This is a genomic window from Pseudomonas sp. MWU16-30316, assembly GCF_020515645.1.
Classification (GTDB): Bacteria; Pseudomonadota; Gammaproteobacteria; order Pseudomonadales; family Pseudomonadaceae; genus Aquipseudomonas; species Aquipseudomonas cerasi.
The window spans coordinates 376,112-394,616 of the sequence record NZ_JAIZAZ010000001.1 but is presented as its reverse complement, the minus strand read 5'-3'; the positions used below and the strand labels follow the sequence as shown (position 1 = coordinate 394,616).

The following is an 18,505-nucleotide window of genomic DNA, read 5'->3' as shown; positions in this document are numbered from 1 at the left end:
TGCTGATTACGCCTTCTTGTTGCGGACGTAGAGCACCAGATTGTGGTCCACCAGGTCAAAGCCGTGTCGTTCGACGATGGCTTTCTGAAGCTTCTCGATTTCTTCGTCGAAGAATTCGATCACCTCACCCGACTCCACGTTGACCATGTGGTCGTGGTGGCCGCCATCAGCCAGCTCGAATACCGCATGACCGCCATCGAAATTGTGGCGCACCACCAGTCCAGCGGACTCGAACTGAGTCAGAACACGATAAACCGTGGCCAGACCGACGTCCTCGCTGGCCTCCATCAGAGCCTTGTAAACATCCTCGGCACTCATGTGGCGTTGCTCTGCAGAGTCGAGCATTTGCAGTATTTTGACCCGCGGTAAGGTTACCTTGAGTCCTACTTTACGTAGTTCGTTATTTTCAACCATGGTCAGCTTTCTCGCAGACGCTGCTTCGCAGCTTCTCTTAATGCAGGTATGATCGGAGTTTACGTTGTCCCAGCCAAGATAGTGGAAGTCGCCCACCGATGCAAAACACCAAGCTCTTGCTAACCAGTTTCACCTTCGTGGGACTGCTCGCACTCGCCGGTTGTTCATTCCCCGGGGTTTACAAAATCGACATCCAGCAGGGTAATGTCGTCACGCAGGACATGATAGACCAGTTACGCCCCGGAATGACCCGGCGGCAAGTACGGTTTATCATGGGCAACCCCCTGTTGACCGACACTTTCCACTCCGATCGGTGGGATTACCTGTACAGCCTGCAACCAGGTGGCGGTGAACGCCAGCAGGAGCGTGTCAGCCTTATATTCAACGGCAATGACCAGCTCGTGAGCCTGTCTGGCGACTTCATGCCCGGCGTCAGCCGCGATGAAGCCATTCTCGGCAAGGGCAGCGACACCACTGTCCCGGCAGAGAACCAGCCAGTGCAGCAGCCTGAAGAACCGGCCAAGCCAGGTTCGTTGCTGGATACAATCCAGAAGGACGTGGACAGCGTCGAGACCGTACCGGTCCCGACCCAGGAGCCGCTGGACACCAACACCCGGTAGTCCAAAGCGCCCAACAAAAAGCCCGGCATGCCGGGCTTTTTTGTGCCTTCCATTCAGCCAGCGTTCAGCCGGGAGACGTTCTTTTCTCACGCGCCTTGGCGGCACGCAGACGTCTGATCTCCATGGGGTCGGCCACCAACGGGCGATAAATCTCTATCCGCTCACCCGCCTCGAGCACCCGCTTAGCAGGATCAGCCACCACTTTGCCGAAGATACCCACGGCACACTGACCAAGATCCAGCTCGGGAAACTCCTTGTCAATACCGCTGAGTGCCAGCGCCTGACGTACCGAAGATCCGGCCGGGACATCGATCGTCTTCAATGCCTGGCGCTGTACAGAGGCGTAGACCACCTCTATCTGAATCGATGCGTCAGCCATGCAGCTCTTTCGCTCGCTGGCAGAACGCATCCACCAGCGTGTTGGCTGCCTGATTGAACAGTGGCCCTAGTGTGGCGCGAACGAGGGTGCCGGCATAATCGAAGGACAGATCCAGACTGATCTTGCAGGCTTTCTCGCCCAGCGGCTTGAACGTCCAGACGCCGTGAAACTGTTCGAAAGGCCCTTCGACCAGGTCCATCACGATCGACTCACCGGGAACCAGCGTGTTGCGCGTCATGAACTTCTGGCTCAGACCGCCCTTGGCGATCTCCAGGCTGGCGCGCATCTGCGCCTCACTGGCTTCAACCACGGTAGCGGACGAACACCACGGCAGGAACTCGGGATAACGAGCCACATCATTGACCAGGTCATAAAGGAACCCGGCCGGGTAAGGCAGTAAAGCAGAGCGTTGTATATGCGTAGTCATGTGAGCGTCATTTCCAGAGCTGAGCGGCAAACACCACAAGAATGCCGAGCGGCGCCACGTAGCGCATCAAAAAGTACGTCAGGTTGAAGAGCAGCGGACTGCGAATCGACAATTCGTCGCGCACTGTCTCACGGCCCATCACCCAACCAGCGAATACTACAAAACACAACCCACCCAGCGGCAACATGATCCGCGAAGTGAAGAAATCAATGACTCCGAAGAAGTCCAGGCCAGTCGATGCGCCCCATTGATAGAGGTGGAATGCGCCTCCATCGTTCACGAAAAACTTGGCTTTTTGCCAGATATTGAACGAGAACACCGTGCCGAGGCCCACAAACCAGCAGGTAAAGGCCAGCCAGAACGTCACCCAGGCGCGGCGAATACGGGTGCGCTCGACCAGGTAGGCGACCATTGGCTCTAGCAACGAAATCGCCGAACTCCAGGCTGCGACGGCCACCAGCACGAAGAACACGATGCCCATCAATTGGCCGAATGCGACGTTGCCGAACGCGTAAGGCAGCGTAACGAACATAAGGCCCGGCCCCTCGCTGGGGTTCAGGCCCGCAGCAAACACGATCGGGAAAAGCGCAAGGCCGGCCAACAGCGAAACGAAGGTATCGAGCAACGCGATACCGACGACCGTACTGCTGATCGACGCGCCTTTGGTCATGTACGCGCCGTAAACCATGATCGAGCCGACACCGACGCTCAGGGAAAAGAACGCATGGCCCATCGCGGGCAGCAAGCCATCCAGCACCTTCTCCGGGTTGAAGTCGAACATGAAATGCACGCCTTCCATGAAATGCCCTGTGGTCAGGCTATAGCCCAACAGCGCGAGCATCAGCAGGAACAGCATCGGCATCATGATGCGCAGGCTTTTCTCCAGGCCGGCCTCGACACCCTTGCCGATCACCACCGCCGACAGCAGCATGAAAATGGTGTGCCACAGAATCAGACGCCATGGGTCGGCAATCACCGCACCGAAATACGCACCGACCTGATCCGGCGACACGCCTTGAAAGTCGCCGCGCCCCATGTCGATGATGTAATCCAGCGACCAGCCGCCCACCACACTATAAAAGGAGAGAATCAGCAGCGCCGTGATCATCCCGGCAAACGCACCCCAGGACCAGCGCGGCGAATGCCCGGCTTCCTGCGCCAGCGTCTTGAGCGCATTCGCAGGACTGAGCCGGGAACGACGGCCAATCAGCGTCTCGGCGATCATGACCGGAATACCGATCAGCGCGATGCACGCCAGAAAAACCAGTACAAATGCACCGCCGCCATAGGCACCGACCATGTACGGAAATTTCCAGATACTGCCCAGCCCCACAGCAGAGCCGGTAGCAGCCAGGATGAACACCCAGCGACTTGCCCAGCTACCGTGGACCGAAACCTTGTCCGTCGACATTATCGAAACGCCCAGCCAAAAAAGATCGCGCATTGTCCGGGATTCAACCTTTGTGCTCAAGCACGCGCTTTCCCGTAGCCGACATTGATGCAACTGCCTATAATGCGCCCCCTATGGCTAAGCTCAAGAAACACCCTACAGGGACCATCGCGCAAAATAAGAAAGCGCGTCACGATTACTTCATCGAACACAAGTTCGAGGCCGGTCTGGTCCTGTCTGGCTGGGAAGTAAAAAGCCTGCGTGCCACCAAGGTACAGCTGGTCGACAGTTATGTGCTGCTCAAGGATGGCGAGGCCTGGCTGATGGGTTGCCACATCACGCCTCTCAAGACTGCCAGCACGCACGTCATCGCTGACCCGACACGCACCCGCAAACTGCTGCTGAACAAGCGCGAGCTCGAAAAGCTCACCAGCTCGGTTCAGCAGAAAGGCTATGCCTGCGTAGCCCTTTCCGTTTACTGGAAGGAGCACCTGGTGAAGTGCGAAATTGCGCTGGGTAAAGGCAAGAAGGAATACGACAAGCGCCACACCGAACGTGAACGCGATTCGGACCGTGAGCTGCAGCGTGCCGTACGCTCCAAAGGCAAGGAAGACTAGCCCCTGGCGCTGGCGTGTGCCAAATGTCCTGACCCGGACATTTGGCACTTCGTATCCACCCCTTTATCCCCCCCTCTCCACTCCCCCGCTTAAACCCGTTCGATACCCCAAAGCGAAGATCGCCTCATTTTGGTGCTTGAATGCGCAATGTGGCTATTTCGCAGTATTCCGAAAATAAAATAGAACGCCTGCGTCACACCACAGTCAATCCTTTAGGCCCAACTGTTAAACGGGCTTTCAAACCCTCGGGCGACGGCCTCAAATACCGGCCATACCGAGTCCACAGGTTATAAGGAGACACACATGAAGCGTACCGCCCTCACTGGATTGTTCCTCAGCGCCGCCCTGTTGGCTTCGCCGGTTTTTGCCGCCGATGATTTGTGCGCTGCAAACATCAAGACCATCGAAAACGCCAACACCTCGTCCAGCACCAACTTGAGTCCCGAAAACAAGACTATGCTCGAGACCACTGTGAAGAACGCCAAAGCGGCTCAAGCGCAGAATGACGAGAAAAAATGCGTTGAGATCACCACCAAGACCATCACATCCCTGAAAAACACCGGTTCGGGCAGCGAAGGCACCAAGTAAACCTTCGAGCAGGCCAGCCACTCAGGCTGGCCTGAACGATTGCAGCAGACGGGTCGACGTGCCACGCCAATTGGCGTACACTGCGCCCCAGCGATTGCGAAAGCAGTCTCGGGGCCGATTTGGATTCGACGCCGGTGATGAAACTTTAGGTGCATGCCGAGTTGGTAACAGAACTCGTAAATCCACTGTTGCAACTTTCTATAGTTGCCAATGACGAAACCTACGGGGAATACGCTCTCGCCGCGTAAGCGGTGCTAGCCTTCCTTCTGGTAGCTTCGGCTCCAGCAATCATCAGGGGATGCCTGTAAACCCGAAATGATTGTCATATAGAACAGGATCGTCGCCTAGTACGTTGTGGACGAAGCGACTAAAACTTACACAACTCGCCCAAAGCACCCTGCCCGTCGGGTCGCTGAGGGTTAACTTAATAGACACGGCTAAGCATGTAGTACCGACAGCGGAGTACTGGCGGACGGGGGTTCAAATCCCCCCGGCTCCACCAAATTGCAAATGAAGACGCCCTAGGGCGTCTTTTTTTGTGGGTGAGATTCTGTGGACTCGCACACAAGCCTGCCTTCAATGCAGCATCATCGATGAGAAGCTACTGTTCGTAAGGAGCATAGCTCGCGCACCGTAAGGGCCTGGCTTTGCGATTTCAGGTGGTCACGTCACGGAACGTTAACCCGCACAGGCAAAAGGTGCTTGACGACGAATCTCAAATGTATGAGTTGTGCTATCGTACGGCGTCAATGAATTACATTAAGAGATATTCCAAGGAGCTGGAATGAGTATTGATGCATATCTTTGGATTGATGGCATTAGCGGAGAGTCTACGGACTCTGACTGCAAAAACTGGATTGAGATTAACACATTTTGCCTATCAGCCTCTCAATCAGTTTCTAGGACTGCAAGCTCGGCAGGCGGGGCTACCGTAGCCAGGGTCTATTTAAGCGACTTCAGTATTGTAAAACTCGCTGACAGTGCGACTCCAAAAATCCTCGAAGCATGTTGCGCTGGTCGACATATCAAGCAGATGAAGCTGTATGTACGTCGTGCGGGCGGTGACAAGCAAAAATATCTGGAATACGTATTTGACGAAGTCATAGTAAGCGGCGTCGTATCCGGCAATCTATTTGAGCGGTCGCCCTCAAACTTTCCTGAGGAGGTAGTTAGATTTAATTACGCCAAGATCAGCATGCAGTATTCACAGCAAAGCCGAACCACAGGCTTGATAATTGGACAGATCTCCGGCGGCTGGGATCAAGTAAAAAATAGCACTTACGCATAAGGATAGTTTAAGTGGCTAGAATATATTGTTACGACGGCGACTGCGGATTAACTGCAAATGAGCTGCTATTTGTAATTGCCACAGAGGTGGCAATGGATGAATTTGGATTGGACGATGCAGGGGCTGCATTAGCCATCGTCTTAGGTGCCAACATAATACCAACCAGAACAAAGCCTGGCGGAGCGATTAACAACACTTCCATCATGTCCATAGTCATGCGACGCACTCTAAACAACCGCAAATTTCCTGGAGACTTCAGAGCACCCTCTCTTACAGGATGGTTTCCGCCGCACCTCCGATGGACACGAAGCATTGGTGGCTTCATCGCACGAGCAACACCGGTTATCGGATGGTCTTATACTGCATACGAACTGGGTAAGATAGGATACGTAACGGTGAACACCTACAACTCTATCGTAGATGAACAAGATCAGGTTTTTTAAGATGGATAAAAATGATCTGAACCATGAAGTACTTAATTACCTCGTAGAGAGAATTTACTTTTATGTTGGATTCGGAAAAAAGGCATTTGAAACACTTAGCCTCGCCACCAGAGTCAGTTGGGATCTAGGGCTTGACGGTGACGATGCCAGTGCTTTCATGGAAGATTTTTTCGAACACTTTGGCGTTGACCCCGGCGACTACGACCACTATCGTTACTTCAAGCCAGAAGGGACTGACATTTTCGTTTTCTTCAGATCTAAAGATCGGCGCGCAAAGACCGTAATGACTTTAGGCATGTTGTATAACGCAGCCCAAACCAAGGCATGGGACTGCGAAACCCTTGAAAAGATTAACTTTAGCACTTTACCAATTTACAATCGTACCGAAGAAATCCCTATTGAGGGTTTTAGCATAAACACCAGATGATATTTATATTAGAGGATAGCTGAGCAGAAGCACAAATGACTGAGCTCGTTCAAAAGAGCTCCTCATGCCCGGTATAAATATTTAAACCTTACGAATCCCGAACTGTGCGACCTTGGCCGTCGAATTCTGCGCGACGCCTGCGGTCCGGTAAAGACTCATCCGTGAGGTAGTAACCGTTTCAGTCAAGTAATCGTGCCGCGCTGCGTTTCCAGCTTTCAGTCATCGCCATGCCGTACTGGAGCCTGCCCAGATACTGCTCATGCATGGAGTAGACCCGGTCATCGATGATTCTGAAAATCATCGTGGTGCCAAACCAGATATTACCGTCCACCGCTCGTCTGCCGAGCTTGGCGTTGCGCAGGCCTTAAACCCCATCCGCTGTTGTGGTGTATTCTGTAGTGGTCAACTGATCCAGGACATGACGTTAAGGTTTTTCTCGTACTGAGCGGGCGACAATCCATCATTGAACTGGTGTGGCCGAATCCAGTTGTAACGATGCATCAGGTAATGACTGATATCTCGCTGAGCCTCTTGGGCCGTCATATAGCCCAAGGTCGGTATCCACTCAGTTTTCAAGCTGCGGAATATACGCTCCATCGGCGAGTTATCGTAGCAATTACCTCGGCGACTCATGCTCTGGCGTATGCGGTATCGCCAAAGCCGCTGGCGAAACTGTCGGCTCCCGTATTGGGCGCCCTGGTCGGAATGAAACAGCAGGCACCGAGGCTTGCCGCGTTGCTCATAAGCCATGTCCAGCGCCTTGATCACCAAGTCCGTATCCGGTTCGTTTGAAAACGCCCAGCCCACCACCCGACGCGCATAAAGATCCATAATCACCGCCAGGTAATGCCATTTTCCTTTCGCCCAGATGTACGTTATGTCGCCACATCAGACCTGATTGGGCGCGGGTACATTGAACTCTCGATTCAAAATGCTCGGAATGTCAGGCCGCTCTACTGTTGCTTTTTTATAAGCATGCGAGCCCGGTTGCTTGCTGATCAATCCCAGTTCCCGCATCAGGCCACGCACCTTGAACCGACCGATTTGCTCGCCATCTTCTTGCATCATCGACACGATACTGCGGCTGCCGGCAGCGCTTCGACTTTGCCCGAACAATTTATTGACTCGGCTAAGTAAACGAACCCGCTCGGCGTCTGGAGCCCGACGCCGCTGGCAATAGTCGTAGTAACACCTCGCACAGCAATTCGATCGGCTCATGGGTGCCTAGCTGATCGGTCAGCGCAAGCGCTCGTGTTCTTCCGACATCAAGAGCGCGATAGCCTAATGAGATGGTCACCCCCACACCCTGCGAGGGCTAAGCTTTAGCAGGGTGCTTTATTTTCGGAGGGCATCATGAGCGAGTCAGCGCTCATAGGTATTGATCTCGGTAAACATACGTTCCATCTGCACGGCCAGGATAAGTCAGGCCGGGAGGTGTTTCGCAAAAAATGTTCACGGGCGCAAATGATGCAATTTCTTGCCAGCTCGCAGAGCTGTGTCGTGGCAATGGAGGCCTGTGCGGGGTCGCACTGTGTTGCTCGTCAGTTGGCGGCAATTGGACACACGCCCAAGCTGATTTCCCCGCAGTTCGTCAAGCCCTTCGTCAAGGGCAACAAAAACGACTTTGTCGACGCTGAGGCGATTTGCGAAGCCGCTTCTCGTACTTCGATGCGTTTCGTTACGCCAAGGCTGAATCCCAGCAAACCCTTTCTGTACTCCATCGGATGCGCGAATCGTTGGTGCGTGATCGCACCAGAACCGCTAATCAGATGCACGGTTTTCTATTGGAATTTGGCGTCAGCCTGCCCAGAGGTTTGGCCATCATGAAGCGTCTGGCGGTTGTTTTGGCTGAGCATGAACTTCCCTTTCGTCTGACGGTGCTGCTGCAGCGTTTGCACAATCACTTCATCTATCTGGATGAGCAAATCAAGGCAATGGATAAAGAGCTGGCATGCCAAGTGGCCGATGATGATCAGGGTAGCCGTTTGCTGAGTACTCCATGTGTAGGCCCGATCACCGCCAGCCTGCTAGCTGTGGAGATGGGCGATGGTAAGCAGTATCGATGCAGCCGGGACTTTGCCGCATCAGTGGGATTGGTACCCAAGCAATACAGCACCGGCGGCAAGGCCAACTTACTGGGGATCAGTAAACGCGGCGACAAGCACCTTCGACAGTTGCTCGTGCAATGTTCCAGGGTCTACATGCAGAGACTCGATCACCAGAAAGGAGCCTTGGCCGACTGGGTTCGTTCATTGCTGAGTCGACGTCACTCCAATGTTGTGGCCTGTGCCTTGGCTAACAAGCTGGCGCGAATCGCTTGGGCGATAGCCGCGCACCATACGCAGTACGAAGCAGGGCCAGGCGCCTGAGCGCCTGAGCGCCTGATTCGGCAGTTGTTGCTGTACCACGATTTACCTTTCAGGTTTTGCGATAGCTGAATAGTGGATGACGTAAACGGCCTATCAGCCTGACGAAGAACCTGTTTTAAAAATTGACTCAGCAAGAAGCCGTTAGCCTTTTCAGGATCGTTAGGCGCGACTCTCATCATGGCGCGGGTGAATCATCCAATAGACGCCGGATAGATTTAAGCAAGCCAACTACTTCGCCCATGAATCAGCATTGCCAAAAAAGGGGGTGACCATAGATTTTTAAAATGGATTTCTCCCGCTCAAGACGAGCGATCCTGGCTTCCAGCTCCTGAATTTTATGCTGCTCGGGCGTCATGGCTTTGCTCTGAGGCGTTACGCCATTGCGCTCCTGCTGGAGCTGGCTCACCCAGCGACGCAGCGCAGATTCCACCACCCCAAGCGAGCGGGCGGCTTCGATATGGCTATAGCCTTGGTCGAGCACGAGGCCTGCGGCCTCGCGTTTGAATTCAGCGGAAAAGGTAAGGCGTTGCTTGGTCATCAGACACCTCTATATCTGGCGATATTCTCGCCTAAATGAGTGTCTGGAATCATTAGACCACTACAGCCATTTTAAGATGTCTCGCTCCTCCGTCACCTGTTTCGGTTCGGCACTTAGGCGACGAATTTCTGCGCTCTGATCATCCCCCTCAACGGGCTACTCCTAGGGCTTGGTGTAGCGCTTAACCCAGGCATAGAGGCTGTTCACGGACACACCTAATCGTGCACCCACCTCCAAGACAGGAAGCTGCTTTTCGGTCACTTGCTTGACCACCTGGATTTTGACCTCTTGGGGATATCGCTGGTTGCTCGTGGCACCTCCTAATGGGCCTCATTTTAAGGCTTGGAGGTGTCTACGAAACTAGGGGGCGATTCAATTTGCCGAGCAATGCACAAAAGCGTAGGGTGGGCTAAAATGCCATCATGTGTCACAGATCACTTTCGATATCGTGACTTTGGTAGGCACCGACGCCAGCATTCTTCGTTTATGCGGAATAGGCGCCTCTTCTACTCAATCAAAGTAGCCGTGAAGGACAAGGATGTCATGTCAAGCCCTCCAAACAAAAAAACGTCCCGCCTCCAAGTACTACTAGCCCAGCGTCGTCAAGATCCTCGGTGAGCACTGCCGCGTCCGATTTTTACTTCTGGAAATTTTAATTCTTACAAGCTGAATAATCTAAATTAGGTAACCCAATGAACGTAACACCTAGAGATGAGAAGATAAAAAGCGTTTTTGATGATATTATTTCAGACAACATTGACTTGAGACCCGACTTTCAGAGAGGCGAGGTATGGGACTCAAACAAAAAAAAGTTACTTATCGACTCGATATTTCGCGGATGGCAAGTTCCACCAATTCACTTAGTACGTATTGACGCTCACAAAGCAGAAGTTCTAGATGGTCAGCAGCGCCTAACAGCCATTCGAGATTTTATGCAAAACAAATTTGCTATCGATGGTGCAATCGAGCCATTAGATGACGACATTGTAGAGCTTGGCGGACTTAAGTACTCAAACTTGCCTGAAGATAAAAAAATCGAATTCCAAAGATATCTTTTAAAAATTTATGAAATAACCCATTACAATCATGGCGAGCCAGGCGAGTTATTTCATCGCCTTAACCAATCGGTAAAACTAACATCAGCAGAACAGCGAAATGCTTTTTTTGGCAGCATAAGAGATCAGGTTTCGTCGCTGGTCTCATATATGGCGAAGCAAGGAATTGATAAAACGGTACTTGGATTTTCCAACTCCCGAATGGCGTACAACGACCTCCTGACAAGAGTTTGTTTCATTCTCGAGAACTCCGGACTAAGAACGCCAATAAGCGACCGAGCACTTACCGCTAGATTTAGAAACAAAGAAGGTTTCTCACAGGAAATTGTTGAGTCCATTAAAGGAGCCATAGACTTCCTCGTTCAAGTCAAAGAGAATTTAATTTCCAGCGAGGATGATATAAACCTAACGAAAGCTTCATCATTTAACTGGCTCTATCTACTAGCTAGCGAGTTGATTGATGGAGGAGATCTGAATGACGACAGATTTTTTAAAGGTTTCATTTACCTTGAGCTTGCAAAAAACAAAGTAAAAAACAACTTGCAGCTCGACAAAGATCTCGCAGAATATTTCGGCTTCGATCGAGGCGCCTTGCGCGAGCTTTTGCTTCTATATATTGAACGCTCATCATCGCGCGTTACGTCCACTAGCTCCATCCTAATTCGCGATTTGATAATAAATATCAGCCTATCACTTTCAGGATACGAAAATCGCTCTCTATACCTCGCGGAAGATGAGCTTATTTCTGAGATTGTAGAATCAATAAGAAATGGCAGTTTTGAAATAAAAACACTGATTGAGGATGCAGCAGCCAAATGGAGAATGGAGTAATGAGATTAGCCGCCATTAGCGATGCCTGGCGCGACGTACTGAAAGTCGAAAAATATCCTTGTCGGCTTTTAGATATTAAAGTCCGCGGAATCTCCGGATTCAGGAGCGAAATCGAATTGGATTTCAAGTCCGCAATTACTGCCATCTGTGGGAAAAACGGGGTCGGAAAAACAACGTTAATCAAGTTTCTGTACTCCGCATTCGTGGACGGCAACGTTGTTACAGCACACAGCAAATTCAGCGAGTCAAATTTCACAGCCTCGGTCTTCAAGAACAATAAGTTGTGCACACCCGAAGAGTCGGCCCAAGGCGGTTTTAATGCGTATTATTTAGAGCCGTCCAGAGAATGCACTAAAATCATTGAATACTTAAGAAACACTGACAATGTCGAAGAACTGTTAGAGGGTATTGATGATAATCGGTCTTTCAGCGATGTAAAATTCAAACCCCTTATTGAAAACTTAATAGGCAAGAGTTATGCGTCAATAGTTTTTTATGAAATCGCCGACGCTATGCCGCATGAGTACAACTTCCCGTTTCCATATTTCAAGGTAGTACTTCCTAATGGATCGAGCTATACGAATACCGACATGGGGATGGGGGAGCTTGCTTGCCTATACGTTACATGGTTCATCTATCACTACATAGAACCAAAAAGCCTACTACTTATTGAGGAGCCTGAAAATTTCATCTCTGCATACAGCCAGTTAAGATTGATGGATTTGATTGCCGATCAATCCTTCTCGCAAAAATTATGGGTAATTCTATCAACTCATTCAGAACACATTCTTTCTAAAGTCGGGATTGAGAACATCAGAATTCTGTCACAGTACTGTATGGAAAGTCGGTCAGCGATCTCAAACCCAAAGCATGTGAGAAAGTATCTATCAGCACTGGGACTATCTAGTAATACATTGGGCATCTATATTGTGGAAGACGAGCTAGCTCGATTTTTCCTTGAGTACATTCTAGAAAAAAATGATCCAGATATGCTTACTGATTTTTCTGTTATACAGATGCGTTGTGATTCTAATATTGAGAAAATAGTCAAGCACTATGAGCCTACGCCTGCACCTCCCTTTGAAATCATTGCCGTTTTAGATGCTGACCAGTCAGCAGAAATAAAACCTCTCTTTGGCAAGCACATTTACACCACGGCGTTACCCTCCGCACAAAAACTTACTCCCGAGCAAGAGCTTTGGAGCGTATTAGATTCAAACATAGACGTTATCGCTGAATGGCTAGATATCAACGCCGATCGCCTTAGAGATGCAGTCGAAGATTCCCGTCATGGAGATCATCATGATCGTTATGCCAAAATTGCGACTGCGTGTAGAAAAAACAAGCGCGAACTCGTTGATGCGATTCTTAGAAAGTGGTATCAATCTTCAGAAAATAGTGCACTGGCTAAAAAGTTTTACTTAGCTATAAAAGCACGTAAAGAAAAGTCCGCTGTGCAACGCATCGCTGATTCGATCGAGATGGAAATTATTGCACCAAGCTTTACTGAGCACTTGACAAGAGATCTGTGCAACGTCAACTACACGGGGCACTCAAAGCCTTATTTTGAAACGAGAGTTGGTTTTGATGGCGCACAGTTTTTTGTGTAGTTGAGCAATAGTTAAGTTGCTATGTGAAGATCATAGGCACCCCACCAAAAATTTGCCTTTTCGAAACCGACTGATCAAATCGCTCCCCCTTAGTTTAAAACTAAGGGGGAGCACATAATCAGAAAGGAATAAGTTCGTTGGTCAGCTTTCCCAGGCTCATGTGAAGCTTCAGAATCGTTCCTACCCTTGCGTGTACGTTAAAAATATGCAAAATGACGTACTCACAGTAAAAACACGTTCTGAACCATGAATATTTTCATCCACTCCTTCCCATGCGTCAGGGGCATCCAGGCCGGGCGGCCATGCTATATCGCAATGTGCCCGATGCGTCTTGTGCCAAAAATATTCATGTTTAACGAAGAAAATGTGCCCCCTGACCTACGCGCCCAGCGCACATTGAATCTTGCTAGGGTCCCAGAGATATCAGCATATCTGACTGACAATCGCGACGATTACACCCTGTCCGCGATCACTGCATCGGTAGACGGCGTTGTCCAATTCACTCCTGCTTCCGACACAGGCCTAGGCCAAAGCATTGGAACGCTCACAATCCCCATGGATGCTCCTATCCTGATCAACGACGGCCAGCATCGCCGCGCAGCCATCGAGCAAGCAATTCGTGAGAATCCAGAGCTTGGCCACGACAACATCCCAGTCCTTTTCTTTATCGATGAAGGGCTCAATCGCAGCCAGCAAATGTTCGCCGACCTTAACAAGCATGCCGTACGGCCCAGCAACTCAATCAGCACCCTGTACGATCTCAGAGACCAGATTTCTGATTTGGCCAGGTATCTGGCAAAAAATGTAGAAGTCTTCTCCAGGATGACTGAGCTGGAGAAGTCCAGCCTCTCTCCTCGCAGCTCCAAGCTCTTTACCCTCAGCGCCATCAAGAATGCGTCCCGCGTCCTGTTGAAAAAGGGAAAAGGTGACCTCATCGCGCAAAACGAGAGAGAGCTCGCGAAGTCTTTCTGGGAAGAGGTCTCTCTACAGATGCCCGACTGGATCAGGGCAAAAAACAAAGAGCTGTCGACGTCTGAACTGCGAGACAACTACATCCATGCCCACGGCGTGATGCTGCAAGCCATGGGGCTCGTCGGTGCTGAGCTGATTATCCGCAAAGAGTCCGAATGGAAAAAAACCATCAGTCAGCTCCGTAGCATCGATTGGTCTCGAGCAAACCCGGAGTGGGAAGGTCGCGCCATGGTTCACGGCCGGATCTCTAAAGCCACAACGAACGTGGCGCTCACAGCAAGTCTTATCAAGAAAAAACTTGGTGTCCCGCTATCCACGGTTGAACGCGAGTTAGAAAATAGGTTCCCTCAACAATGAGTAATGATCAATTCCTCTATCCATCGCACGATGATTTCGTTCAAGAAGCGATTATTTCTGGAAGGCCGCTAGCGGATGCTGTCCGTGAGCTTCAAAGCATCTACAAGGCGGATAATCGCCCATGGGTAGTGGGGTTCAGCGGCGGCAAGGACTCTACCGTCGTCCTTTCGCTCACCTACTATGCCCTAAAAATGTTGCCGCCTGAGGAACGCCACAAGCACGTGTACGTCGTCTCCTCCGACACTCGAGTAGAAACACCCGTAGTAGTCGACATGATCCGCCAAGTGCTTGATTCGGTGAACGCTCAAGCCGTTGCAGATCAGATTCCGATGACAGCCCATTCTGTCACCCCTAAAGTTGGAGAAACGTTCTGGGCCAACCTCCTAGGTAAGGGGTACCCAGCGCCGACCAAGGCGTTTCGCTGGTGCACAGAGCGGATGAAAATCGATCCGGTTAGCGAGTTTATCAAAGACAAGGTAGCCCGTTTCGGTGAAGTCGTGGTGGTGCTTGGCTCGAGACGTGAGGAAAGCAACACGCGTGCGCAGGTGATCACACGCCACAAAATCGATGGATCTGCTTTAGGCCGGCACACCACCCTGCCAAATGCGTATACCTATATGCCCATTGAGCTATGGCATGCCGACGATGTCTGGGAATACCTCATGAGTGCTGCAAGGCCTTGGGGCGGCTCTAACCGAGTACTGTTTGAGCTCTACAAAGACTCCAATGCCGGAGAATGCCCGCTCGTCATCGACACCAATACACCATCGTGCGGCAACTCGCGTTTCGGCTGCTGGACATGCACAGTCGTGACACACGACAAAGCGATCGAGGGACTCGTAGACAGCGGAGAGGACTGGATGCTACCGCTACTCCAGTTCCGTAACCAACTGCACGCCAGCTCCCTGCCCGAAAATAAAACCGAATTTCGTAATTATAAACGTCGTACGGGCAAAGTGACCTTCGCAAGAGGGGCTATCGATGACGACTCTAATGCCGCCACCAAACATGTACCTGGTCCGTATTGGATGAAATATCGCCGTGAGTGGCTGAAGCTACTTTTGGAAATTGAGAAAGGCATTCGTGAAACGGATCGCGAGATTGAGCTGATCGGTCGTGATGAGTTGCAAGTGATCCGCCAGCAGTGGTTGAAGGATCCAAATGAACCGGACTGGATTGATTCACTTCCTAAAATCTACGGTGAAATTTACCCCGAAGATACGGTCGAATGGATCAAAAATGATGCCGGCGCGTTTACTGAACCTGATGCTGCCATTCTCAACGCACTCGAGGCTGAGCGCGGCGTACCAGCAGTTCTGATCATGAAGCTCATAGATACAGAGTTGTCGTTCTCAGGGCTCTCGCGCCGAAAAGGCATTCTGGACGAGCTGCAGAAAGTCCTGGAGCAAGACTGGGGTGGATTGGACGAAGCGATGGAACGACGCGCCATACCTACAGTTAACGACACGTATAAGACCGCTTTCGAATCTCTGAAAGCCGACATAGATGGCTTGCTGCAATGATTATTGACTCCCTTTCAGTACTAGATTTCCGAGTGTTTAGCGGCGCCCACGACTTTGACCTGGTTCCTAAGATCAAAAGAGGCAAAAATGCGCCTATCGTTTTATTTGGCGGCCTAAACGGCGGCGGCAAAACAACTATCCTGAGTGCGCTGAAGCTTGCCTTGTACGGTAAAGGCGTACTGGGCTCCGGCGCAACGGTTGCCGAGTACCATCAGTATCTTCGTGAATGCATACACAGAGCTCACAACAGCATCGCCAAGCCTACGCGAGCAGCTGTCGAGCTGACCTTCCGCTATGCACAACATGGCGTTATTTCGAGCTATCAACTGACACGTGATTGGTTTGTTGACCACACTGGCAAGGTAAAAGAAGGCCTGATCATTTCGAGGGACGGACACCCCCTGACCGAGCTTTCCTATGATCAGGCACAAGCTTTTCTCAACGAGCTGATCCCGATCGGCGTTTCTGAGCTATTTTTCTTCGACGGTGAAAAAATCGCGAGCCTTGCCGAAGAAACATCCGGAGATGCTTTGCGTGAGTCCATCAACAAGCTTTTGGGCTTGGATCTCATCGATAGATTGCACTCTGACCTCTCCGTTATCATTAGAGGGCGCTCGGTCAAAAAGGCTTCTGCAGATCGCAAGCAAAAAATTGCTGAAGCAGAACGGACATATAACGATCTGAACGAGCAACTGGCAGAAGTACGCGAAAAGCTTCTCCTCATGCGCGTGAATACTGTCGAGGCAAACAAGAACCTTGGCAACATCGAAGCGAGCATCAATGCACGCGGTGGCGCCTGGAGCGCCTCCAGGCAAGAGGAAACGGTCAACCTCGATTCATTGGTTAGCGACAAAAACGCTATAGAGCACACCCTGCATGACATGCTCAGCGGCCTGCTACCTTTCGCTATAACTCAAAGTCTCAACGAGAAACTGCTAGCGCAAATAGACGCTGAGCAACGCGCGGAAAAAGCACAGGTACTCTCCGAATACTTGCAACGTCAGCAGAGCAATTTTCTAGCAGAAGTCGAATCGGCCTTCGCTATAACAAAGGATCAGCTCCCTGCCCTTCAAAATATATTTCTGAGGACATTCGGCTCAGAGGTCTCGAACAGCGCTGAACAACAAGCTCCAGTACATGAGCTCTCGGATACTCAACGATTCAGCATCACTCATCGCCTACAGAACGATGTTGGCTCGCTCCAACAGCGTGCTGCTGACTTAGTGATGACGCTTCAGGAAACCGATATCCAGATCGAATCCGCCCGGGAAAATATCGCTAGAGCGCCCGACGAAAAAGTACTGATCCCACTGTTTAACGAACAAGGGCAGCTACAAGGACGGCTTTCCGCTCTTGAGGAGCAGAAATCTGTAATGGCTGAAGAGGCAAAGGCCATCCTCGCACGTCTGTCGGTAGCTGCACGCCAGTTAGACGATCTCTACACCGAAATAGCGGAGTCCCAGGAAGAGGAGCGCCTGACCGGTCTTGCACAGAATGCCAAAGATGTATTGAAAGAGTTCTCTACTCGCGCTCGAATCGAAAAACTCAAAGAGCTCGAGTCGCAGTTTTACACCTCATTCAATGGCCTGGCTCGCAAAGATGATCGGAATCTCAGTATTCAGATCGATCCGAACACCTTCGAGGTCGTACTGATCGACGATGAAGGCGTAATACTTCGTAAAGAAGAGCTGTCAGCGGGCGAGAAGCAAATCTTTGCGATCTCTATCTTGGAAGCGCTGGCCCGCACTTCAGGGCGAAGCCTGCCAGTTGTGATCGACACACCACTAGGTCGACTGGACTCGGTTCATCGGAAAAAGCTCGTGGAAAATTATTTCCCTAAAACAAGTCACCAAGTCATCATTCTCTCGACGGATACGGAAATTGATTACGCCTTCTATGAAGGCCTACAGGGAAGCATTTCGCACTCTTATCATCTGGTATACAACCCAGAAACTCGGTCCACTCGAGCCGAGGAAGGATATTTCTGGCGGTGGGTTAATAACGCATGAATACATTTCCGCATAAATTCAAGATATCCAGTTCGTCGAGCGCGAAACTAAAATATCTGAAATCCAAGACTGGCCTAACCCCTAATATCTTGAGCCGGTACGCAATCGCCCTTGCGCTGGCCGATGAAAATGGCTTAGGCAATGCCAGCGTATCGGATTTAGAAGGACAGGAGTTCAATGCTCCCACCCTTTTTGGTGAGCACTTGGATATTTACGAAGCGCTGCTCAGACAATTCACACATCAAAGCGATTTGGTCTGGGATCCCGTCAGGCATGTAGCATCTCTGATTGAGGTAGGCCTGCACAAAATGGGACATGTGCGCTCTATTAAAGATGTAGCTTTACTAACTGTAAAAGCCTGAATTGAGTCTAGCGGGTGAGATAAAGTTGCCTAACATATAAAACTCAACTTCACCTCACATTTTAGAAAAGAACTCTTAGGTTTAGTTTGTGCGAGCAATAACAAACCTAAGAGTACCATTTGTGCAACTTCATCAATACTACTCCTGCTTTGAATTTTGTTCGACTTTGACGTGCACCCTACCACGCTGCATACTGGCGCACGCAACGGTCGGGAATAAAAACGTGTTCAAAGTCGATAAACCTCTTGTACCCCGGCCTTCCACACAACAACTAATCGCACAAAAA

Annotated in this window: 17 protein-coding genes, 1 other RNA gene and 4 pseudogenes; 14 read left to right on the top strand and 8 right to left on the bottom strand. The window is 50.8% G+C overall.

What is annotated here, in order from left to right; all coding sequences use genetic code 11:
• Positions 1-6 precede the first annotated feature (6 nt).
• Positions 7-414: a ferric iron uptake transcriptional regulator gene (gene fur / locus LCH65_RS01935; protein WP_003313643.1), complete on the bottom strand. Its 408-nt coding sequence runs from the start codon at positions 412-414 to the stop codon at positions 7-9.
• 98 nt (positions 415-512) lie between these two features.
• On the opposite strand from fur, the gene LCH65_RS01930 reads away from it, so the two are divergent.
• Entirely contained in the window at positions 513-1,034 is a 522-nt protein-coding gene (locus tag LCH65_RS01930; RefSeq protein WP_003431549.1) for an outer membrane protein assembly factor BamE, read from the top strand.
• Between the two features lie 64 nt (positions 1,035-1,098).
• Here LCH65_RS01930 and LCH65_RS01925 read toward each other — a convergent pair whose 3' ends face one another.
• The 3 genes from LCH65_RS01925 to LCH65_RS01915 are packed head-to-tail and all read right to left on the bottom strand — an operon-like array spanning position 1,099 to position 3,251.
• Positions 1,099-1,413 carry an RnfH family protein gene (locus LCH65_RS01925; RefSeq protein ID WP_226439095.1) on the bottom strand — a complete coding sequence of 105 codons (315 nt, stop codon included), beginning with the start codon at positions 1,411-1,413 and terminating at the stop codon, positions 1,099-1,101.
• Entirely contained in the window at positions 1,406-1,840 is a 435-nt protein-coding gene (locus LCH65_RS01920) for a type II toxin-antitoxin system RatA family toxin (protein ID WP_003431552.1), read from the bottom strand. The genes LCH65_RS01925 and LCH65_RS01920 overlap by 8 nt, the downstream gene beginning before the upstream one ends.
• A 7-nt stretch (positions 1,841-1,847) precedes the next feature.
• Positions 1,848-3,251, bottom strand: a complete 1,404-nt coding sequence (locus LCH65_RS01915; RefSeq protein WP_024648070.1) for a sodium-dependent transporter — start codon at positions 3,249-3,251, stop codon at positions 1,848-1,850.
• 113 nt (positions 3,252-3,364) lie between these two features.
• Here LCH65_RS01915 and smpB point away from each other — a divergent pair, with 113 nt between their 5' ends.
• The 6 genes from smpB to LCH65_RS01885 all read left to right on the top strand — a co-directional run bounded on the left by smpB (position 3,365) and on the right by LCH65_RS01885 (position 6,593).
• Complete coding sequence (smpB, locus tag LCH65_RS01910; RefSeq protein WP_003313649.1) at positions 3,365-3,847, top strand: SsrA-binding protein SmpB; 483 nt, start codon at positions 3,365-3,367, stop codon at positions 3,845-3,847.
• 303 nt (positions 3,848-4,150) lie between these two features.
• Positions 4,151-4,435 carry a hypothetical protein gene (locus LCH65_RS01905; protein WP_003364180.1) on the top strand — a complete coding sequence of 95 codons (285 nt, stop codon included), beginning with the start codon at positions 4,151-4,153 and terminating at the stop codon, positions 4,433-4,435.
• Between the two features lie 110 nt (positions 4,436-4,545).
• Positions 4,546-4,937, top strand: a transfer-messenger RNA (tmRNA) gene (gene ssrA / locus LCH65_RS01900).
• Positions 4,938-5,219: 282 nt separating this feature from the next.
• Positions 5,220-5,723, top strand: coding sequence for a type VI secretion system tube protein Hcp (locus tag LCH65_RS01895; RefSeq protein ID WP_024662451.1), 504 nt, complete (start codon positions 5,220-5,222; stop codon positions 5,721-5,723).
• 11 nt (positions 5,724-5,734) lie between these two features.
• On the top strand, positions 5,735-6,166 hold the full coding sequence (locus LCH65_RS01890; RefSeq protein WP_074805122.1) for an STM2901 family protein: 432 nt from the start codon (positions 5,735-5,737) through the stop codon (positions 6,164-6,166).
• Complete coding sequence (locus LCH65_RS01885) at positions 6,144-6,593, top strand: DUF1493 family protein (protein WP_226439094.1); 450 nt, start codon at positions 6,144-6,146, stop codon at positions 6,591-6,593. The genes LCH65_RS01890 and LCH65_RS01885 overlap by 23 nt, the downstream gene beginning before the upstream one ends.
• A 178-nt stretch (positions 6,594-6,771) precedes the next feature.
• Here LCH65_RS01885 and LCH65_RS01880 read toward each other — a convergent pair whose 3' ends face one another.
• On the bottom strand, positions 6,772-6,954 hold the full coding sequence (locus LCH65_RS01880) for a hypothetical protein (RefSeq protein ID WP_226439248.1): 183 nt from the start codon (positions 6,952-6,954) through the stop codon (positions 6,772-6,774).
• A gap of 41 nt (positions 6,955-6,995) precedes the next feature.
• Positions 6,996-7,875, bottom strand: a pseudogene (locus LCH65_RS01875) (IS3 family transposase); the annotation flags it as partial.
• 71 nt (positions 7,876-7,946) lie between these two features.
• On the opposite strand from LCH65_RS01875, the pseudogene LCH65_RS01870 reads away from it, so the two are divergent.
• A pseudogene (locus LCH65_RS01870) lies at positions 7,947-8,962 on the top strand (IS110 family transposase).
• A 277-nt stretch (positions 8,963-9,239) separates the two neighbouring features.
• Here LCH65_RS01870 and LCH65_RS01865 read toward each other — a convergent pair.
• Positions 9,240-9,500: pseudogene (locus LCH65_RS01865) on the bottom strand (transposase); the annotation flags it as partial.
• 69 nt (positions 9,501-9,569) lie between these two features.
• A pseudogene (locus LCH65_RS01860) lies at positions 9,570-9,779 on the bottom strand (transposase); the annotation flags it as partial.
• Positions 9,780-10,192: 413 nt separating this feature from the next.
• Between LCH65_RS01860 and LCH65_RS01855 the strand changes: the two are divergent.
• From LCH65_RS01855 to LCH65_RS01830, 6 genes are all read left to right on the top strand, one after another.
• Positions 10,193-11,386 carry a DUF262 domain-containing protein gene (locus tag LCH65_RS01855; RefSeq protein ID WP_226439093.1) on the top strand — a complete coding sequence of 398 codons (1,194 nt, stop codon included), beginning with the start codon at positions 10,193-10,195 and terminating at the stop codon, positions 11,384-11,386.
• The gene (locus LCH65_RS01850; protein WP_226439092.1) at positions 11,386-12,996 is read left to right on the top strand and encodes an ATP-binding protein; all 1,611 of its coding nucleotides are present in this window, start codon (positions 11,386-11,388) and stop codon (positions 12,994-12,996) included. The genes LCH65_RS01855 and LCH65_RS01850 overlap by 1 nt, the downstream gene beginning before the upstream one ends.
• A 246-nt stretch (positions 12,997-13,242) precedes the next feature.
• On the top strand, positions 13,243-14,325 hold the full coding sequence (gene dndB / locus LCH65_RS01845) for a DNA sulfur modification protein DndB (protein ID WP_226439091.1): 1,083 nt from the start codon (positions 13,243-13,245) through the stop codon (positions 14,323-14,325).
• Positions 14,322-15,848 carry a DNA phosphorothioation system sulfurtransferase DndC gene (gene dndC / locus LCH65_RS01840; protein WP_226439090.1) on the top strand — a complete coding sequence of 509 codons (1,527 nt, stop codon included), beginning with the start codon at positions 14,322-14,324 and terminating at the stop codon, positions 15,846-15,848. Before dndB ends, dndC begins: the two co-directional genes overlap by 4 nt.
• Positions 15,845-17,857, top strand: a complete 2,013-nt coding sequence (gene dndD, locus LCH65_RS01835; RefSeq protein ID WP_226439089.1) for a DNA sulfur modification protein DndD — start codon at positions 15,845-15,847, stop codon at positions 17,855-17,857. The genes dndC and dndD overlap by 4 nt, the downstream gene beginning before the upstream one ends.
• A complete protein-coding gene (locus LCH65_RS01830; protein ID WP_226439088.1) occupies positions 17,854-18,219 on the top strand; it encodes a DndE family protein in 366 nt (121 codons plus the stop codon). The genes dndD and LCH65_RS01830 overlap by 4 nt, the downstream gene beginning before the upstream one ends.
• The last annotated feature ends 286 nt before the right edge of the window (positions 18,220-18,505 follow it).

Coding starts and splice junctions, on each gene's coding strand:
- LCH65_RS01850 (WP_226439092.1), top strand. CDS start 11,386: ATGAGATTAGCCGCCATTAGCGATGCCTGGCGCGACGTACTGAAAGTC.
- LCH65_RS01830 (WP_226439088.1), top strand. CDS start 17,854: ATGAATACATTTCCGCATAAATTCAAGATATCCAGTTCGTCGAGCGCG.
- smpB (WP_003313649.1), top strand. CDS start 3,365: ATGGCTAAGCTCAAGAAACACCCTACAGGGACCATCGCGCAAAATAAG.
- LCH65_RS01905 (WP_003364180.1), top strand. CDS start 4,151: ATGAAGCGTACCGCCCTCACTGGATTGTTCCTCAGCGCCGCCCTGTTG.
- LCH65_RS01885 (WP_226439094.1), top strand. CDS start 6,144: ATGAACAAGATCAGGTTTTTTAAGATGGATAAAAATGATCTGAACCAT.
- dndB (WP_226439091.1), top strand. CDS start 13,243: ATGAATATTTTCATCCACTCCTTCCCATGCGTCAGGGGCATCCAGGCC.
- LCH65_RS01855 (WP_226439093.1), top strand. CDS start 10,193: ATGAACGTAACACCTAGAGATGAGAAGATAAAAAGCGTTTTTGATGAT.
- LCH65_RS01925 (WP_226439095.1), bottom strand. CDS start 1,413: ATGGCTGACGCATCGATTCAGATAGAGGTGGTCTACGCCTCTGTACAG.
- fur (WP_003313643.1), bottom strand. CDS start 414: ATGGTTGAAAATAACGAACTACGTAAAGTAGGACTCAAGGTAACCTTA.
- LCH65_RS01920 (WP_003431552.1), bottom strand. CDS start 1,840: ATGACTACGCATATACAACGCTCTGCTTTACTGCCTTACCCGGCCGGG.
- LCH65_RS01930 (WP_003431549.1), top strand. CDS start 513: ATGCAAAACACCAAGCTCTTGCTAACCAGTTTCACCTTCGTGGGACTG.
- dndC (WP_226439090.1), top strand. CDS start 14,322: ATGAGTAATGATCAATTCCTCTATCCATCGCACGATGATTTCGTTCAA.
- LCH65_RS01915 (WP_024648070.1), bottom strand. CDS start 3,251: ATGTCGACGGACAAGGTTTCGGTCCACGGTAGCTGGGCAAGTCGCTGG.
- LCH65_RS01895 (WP_024662451.1), top strand. CDS start 5,220: ATGAGTATTGATGCATATCTTTGGATTGATGGCATTAGCGGAGAGTCT.
- dndD (WP_226439089.1), top strand. CDS start 15,845: ATGATTATTGACTCCCTTTCAGTACTAGATTTCCGAGTGTTTAGCGGC.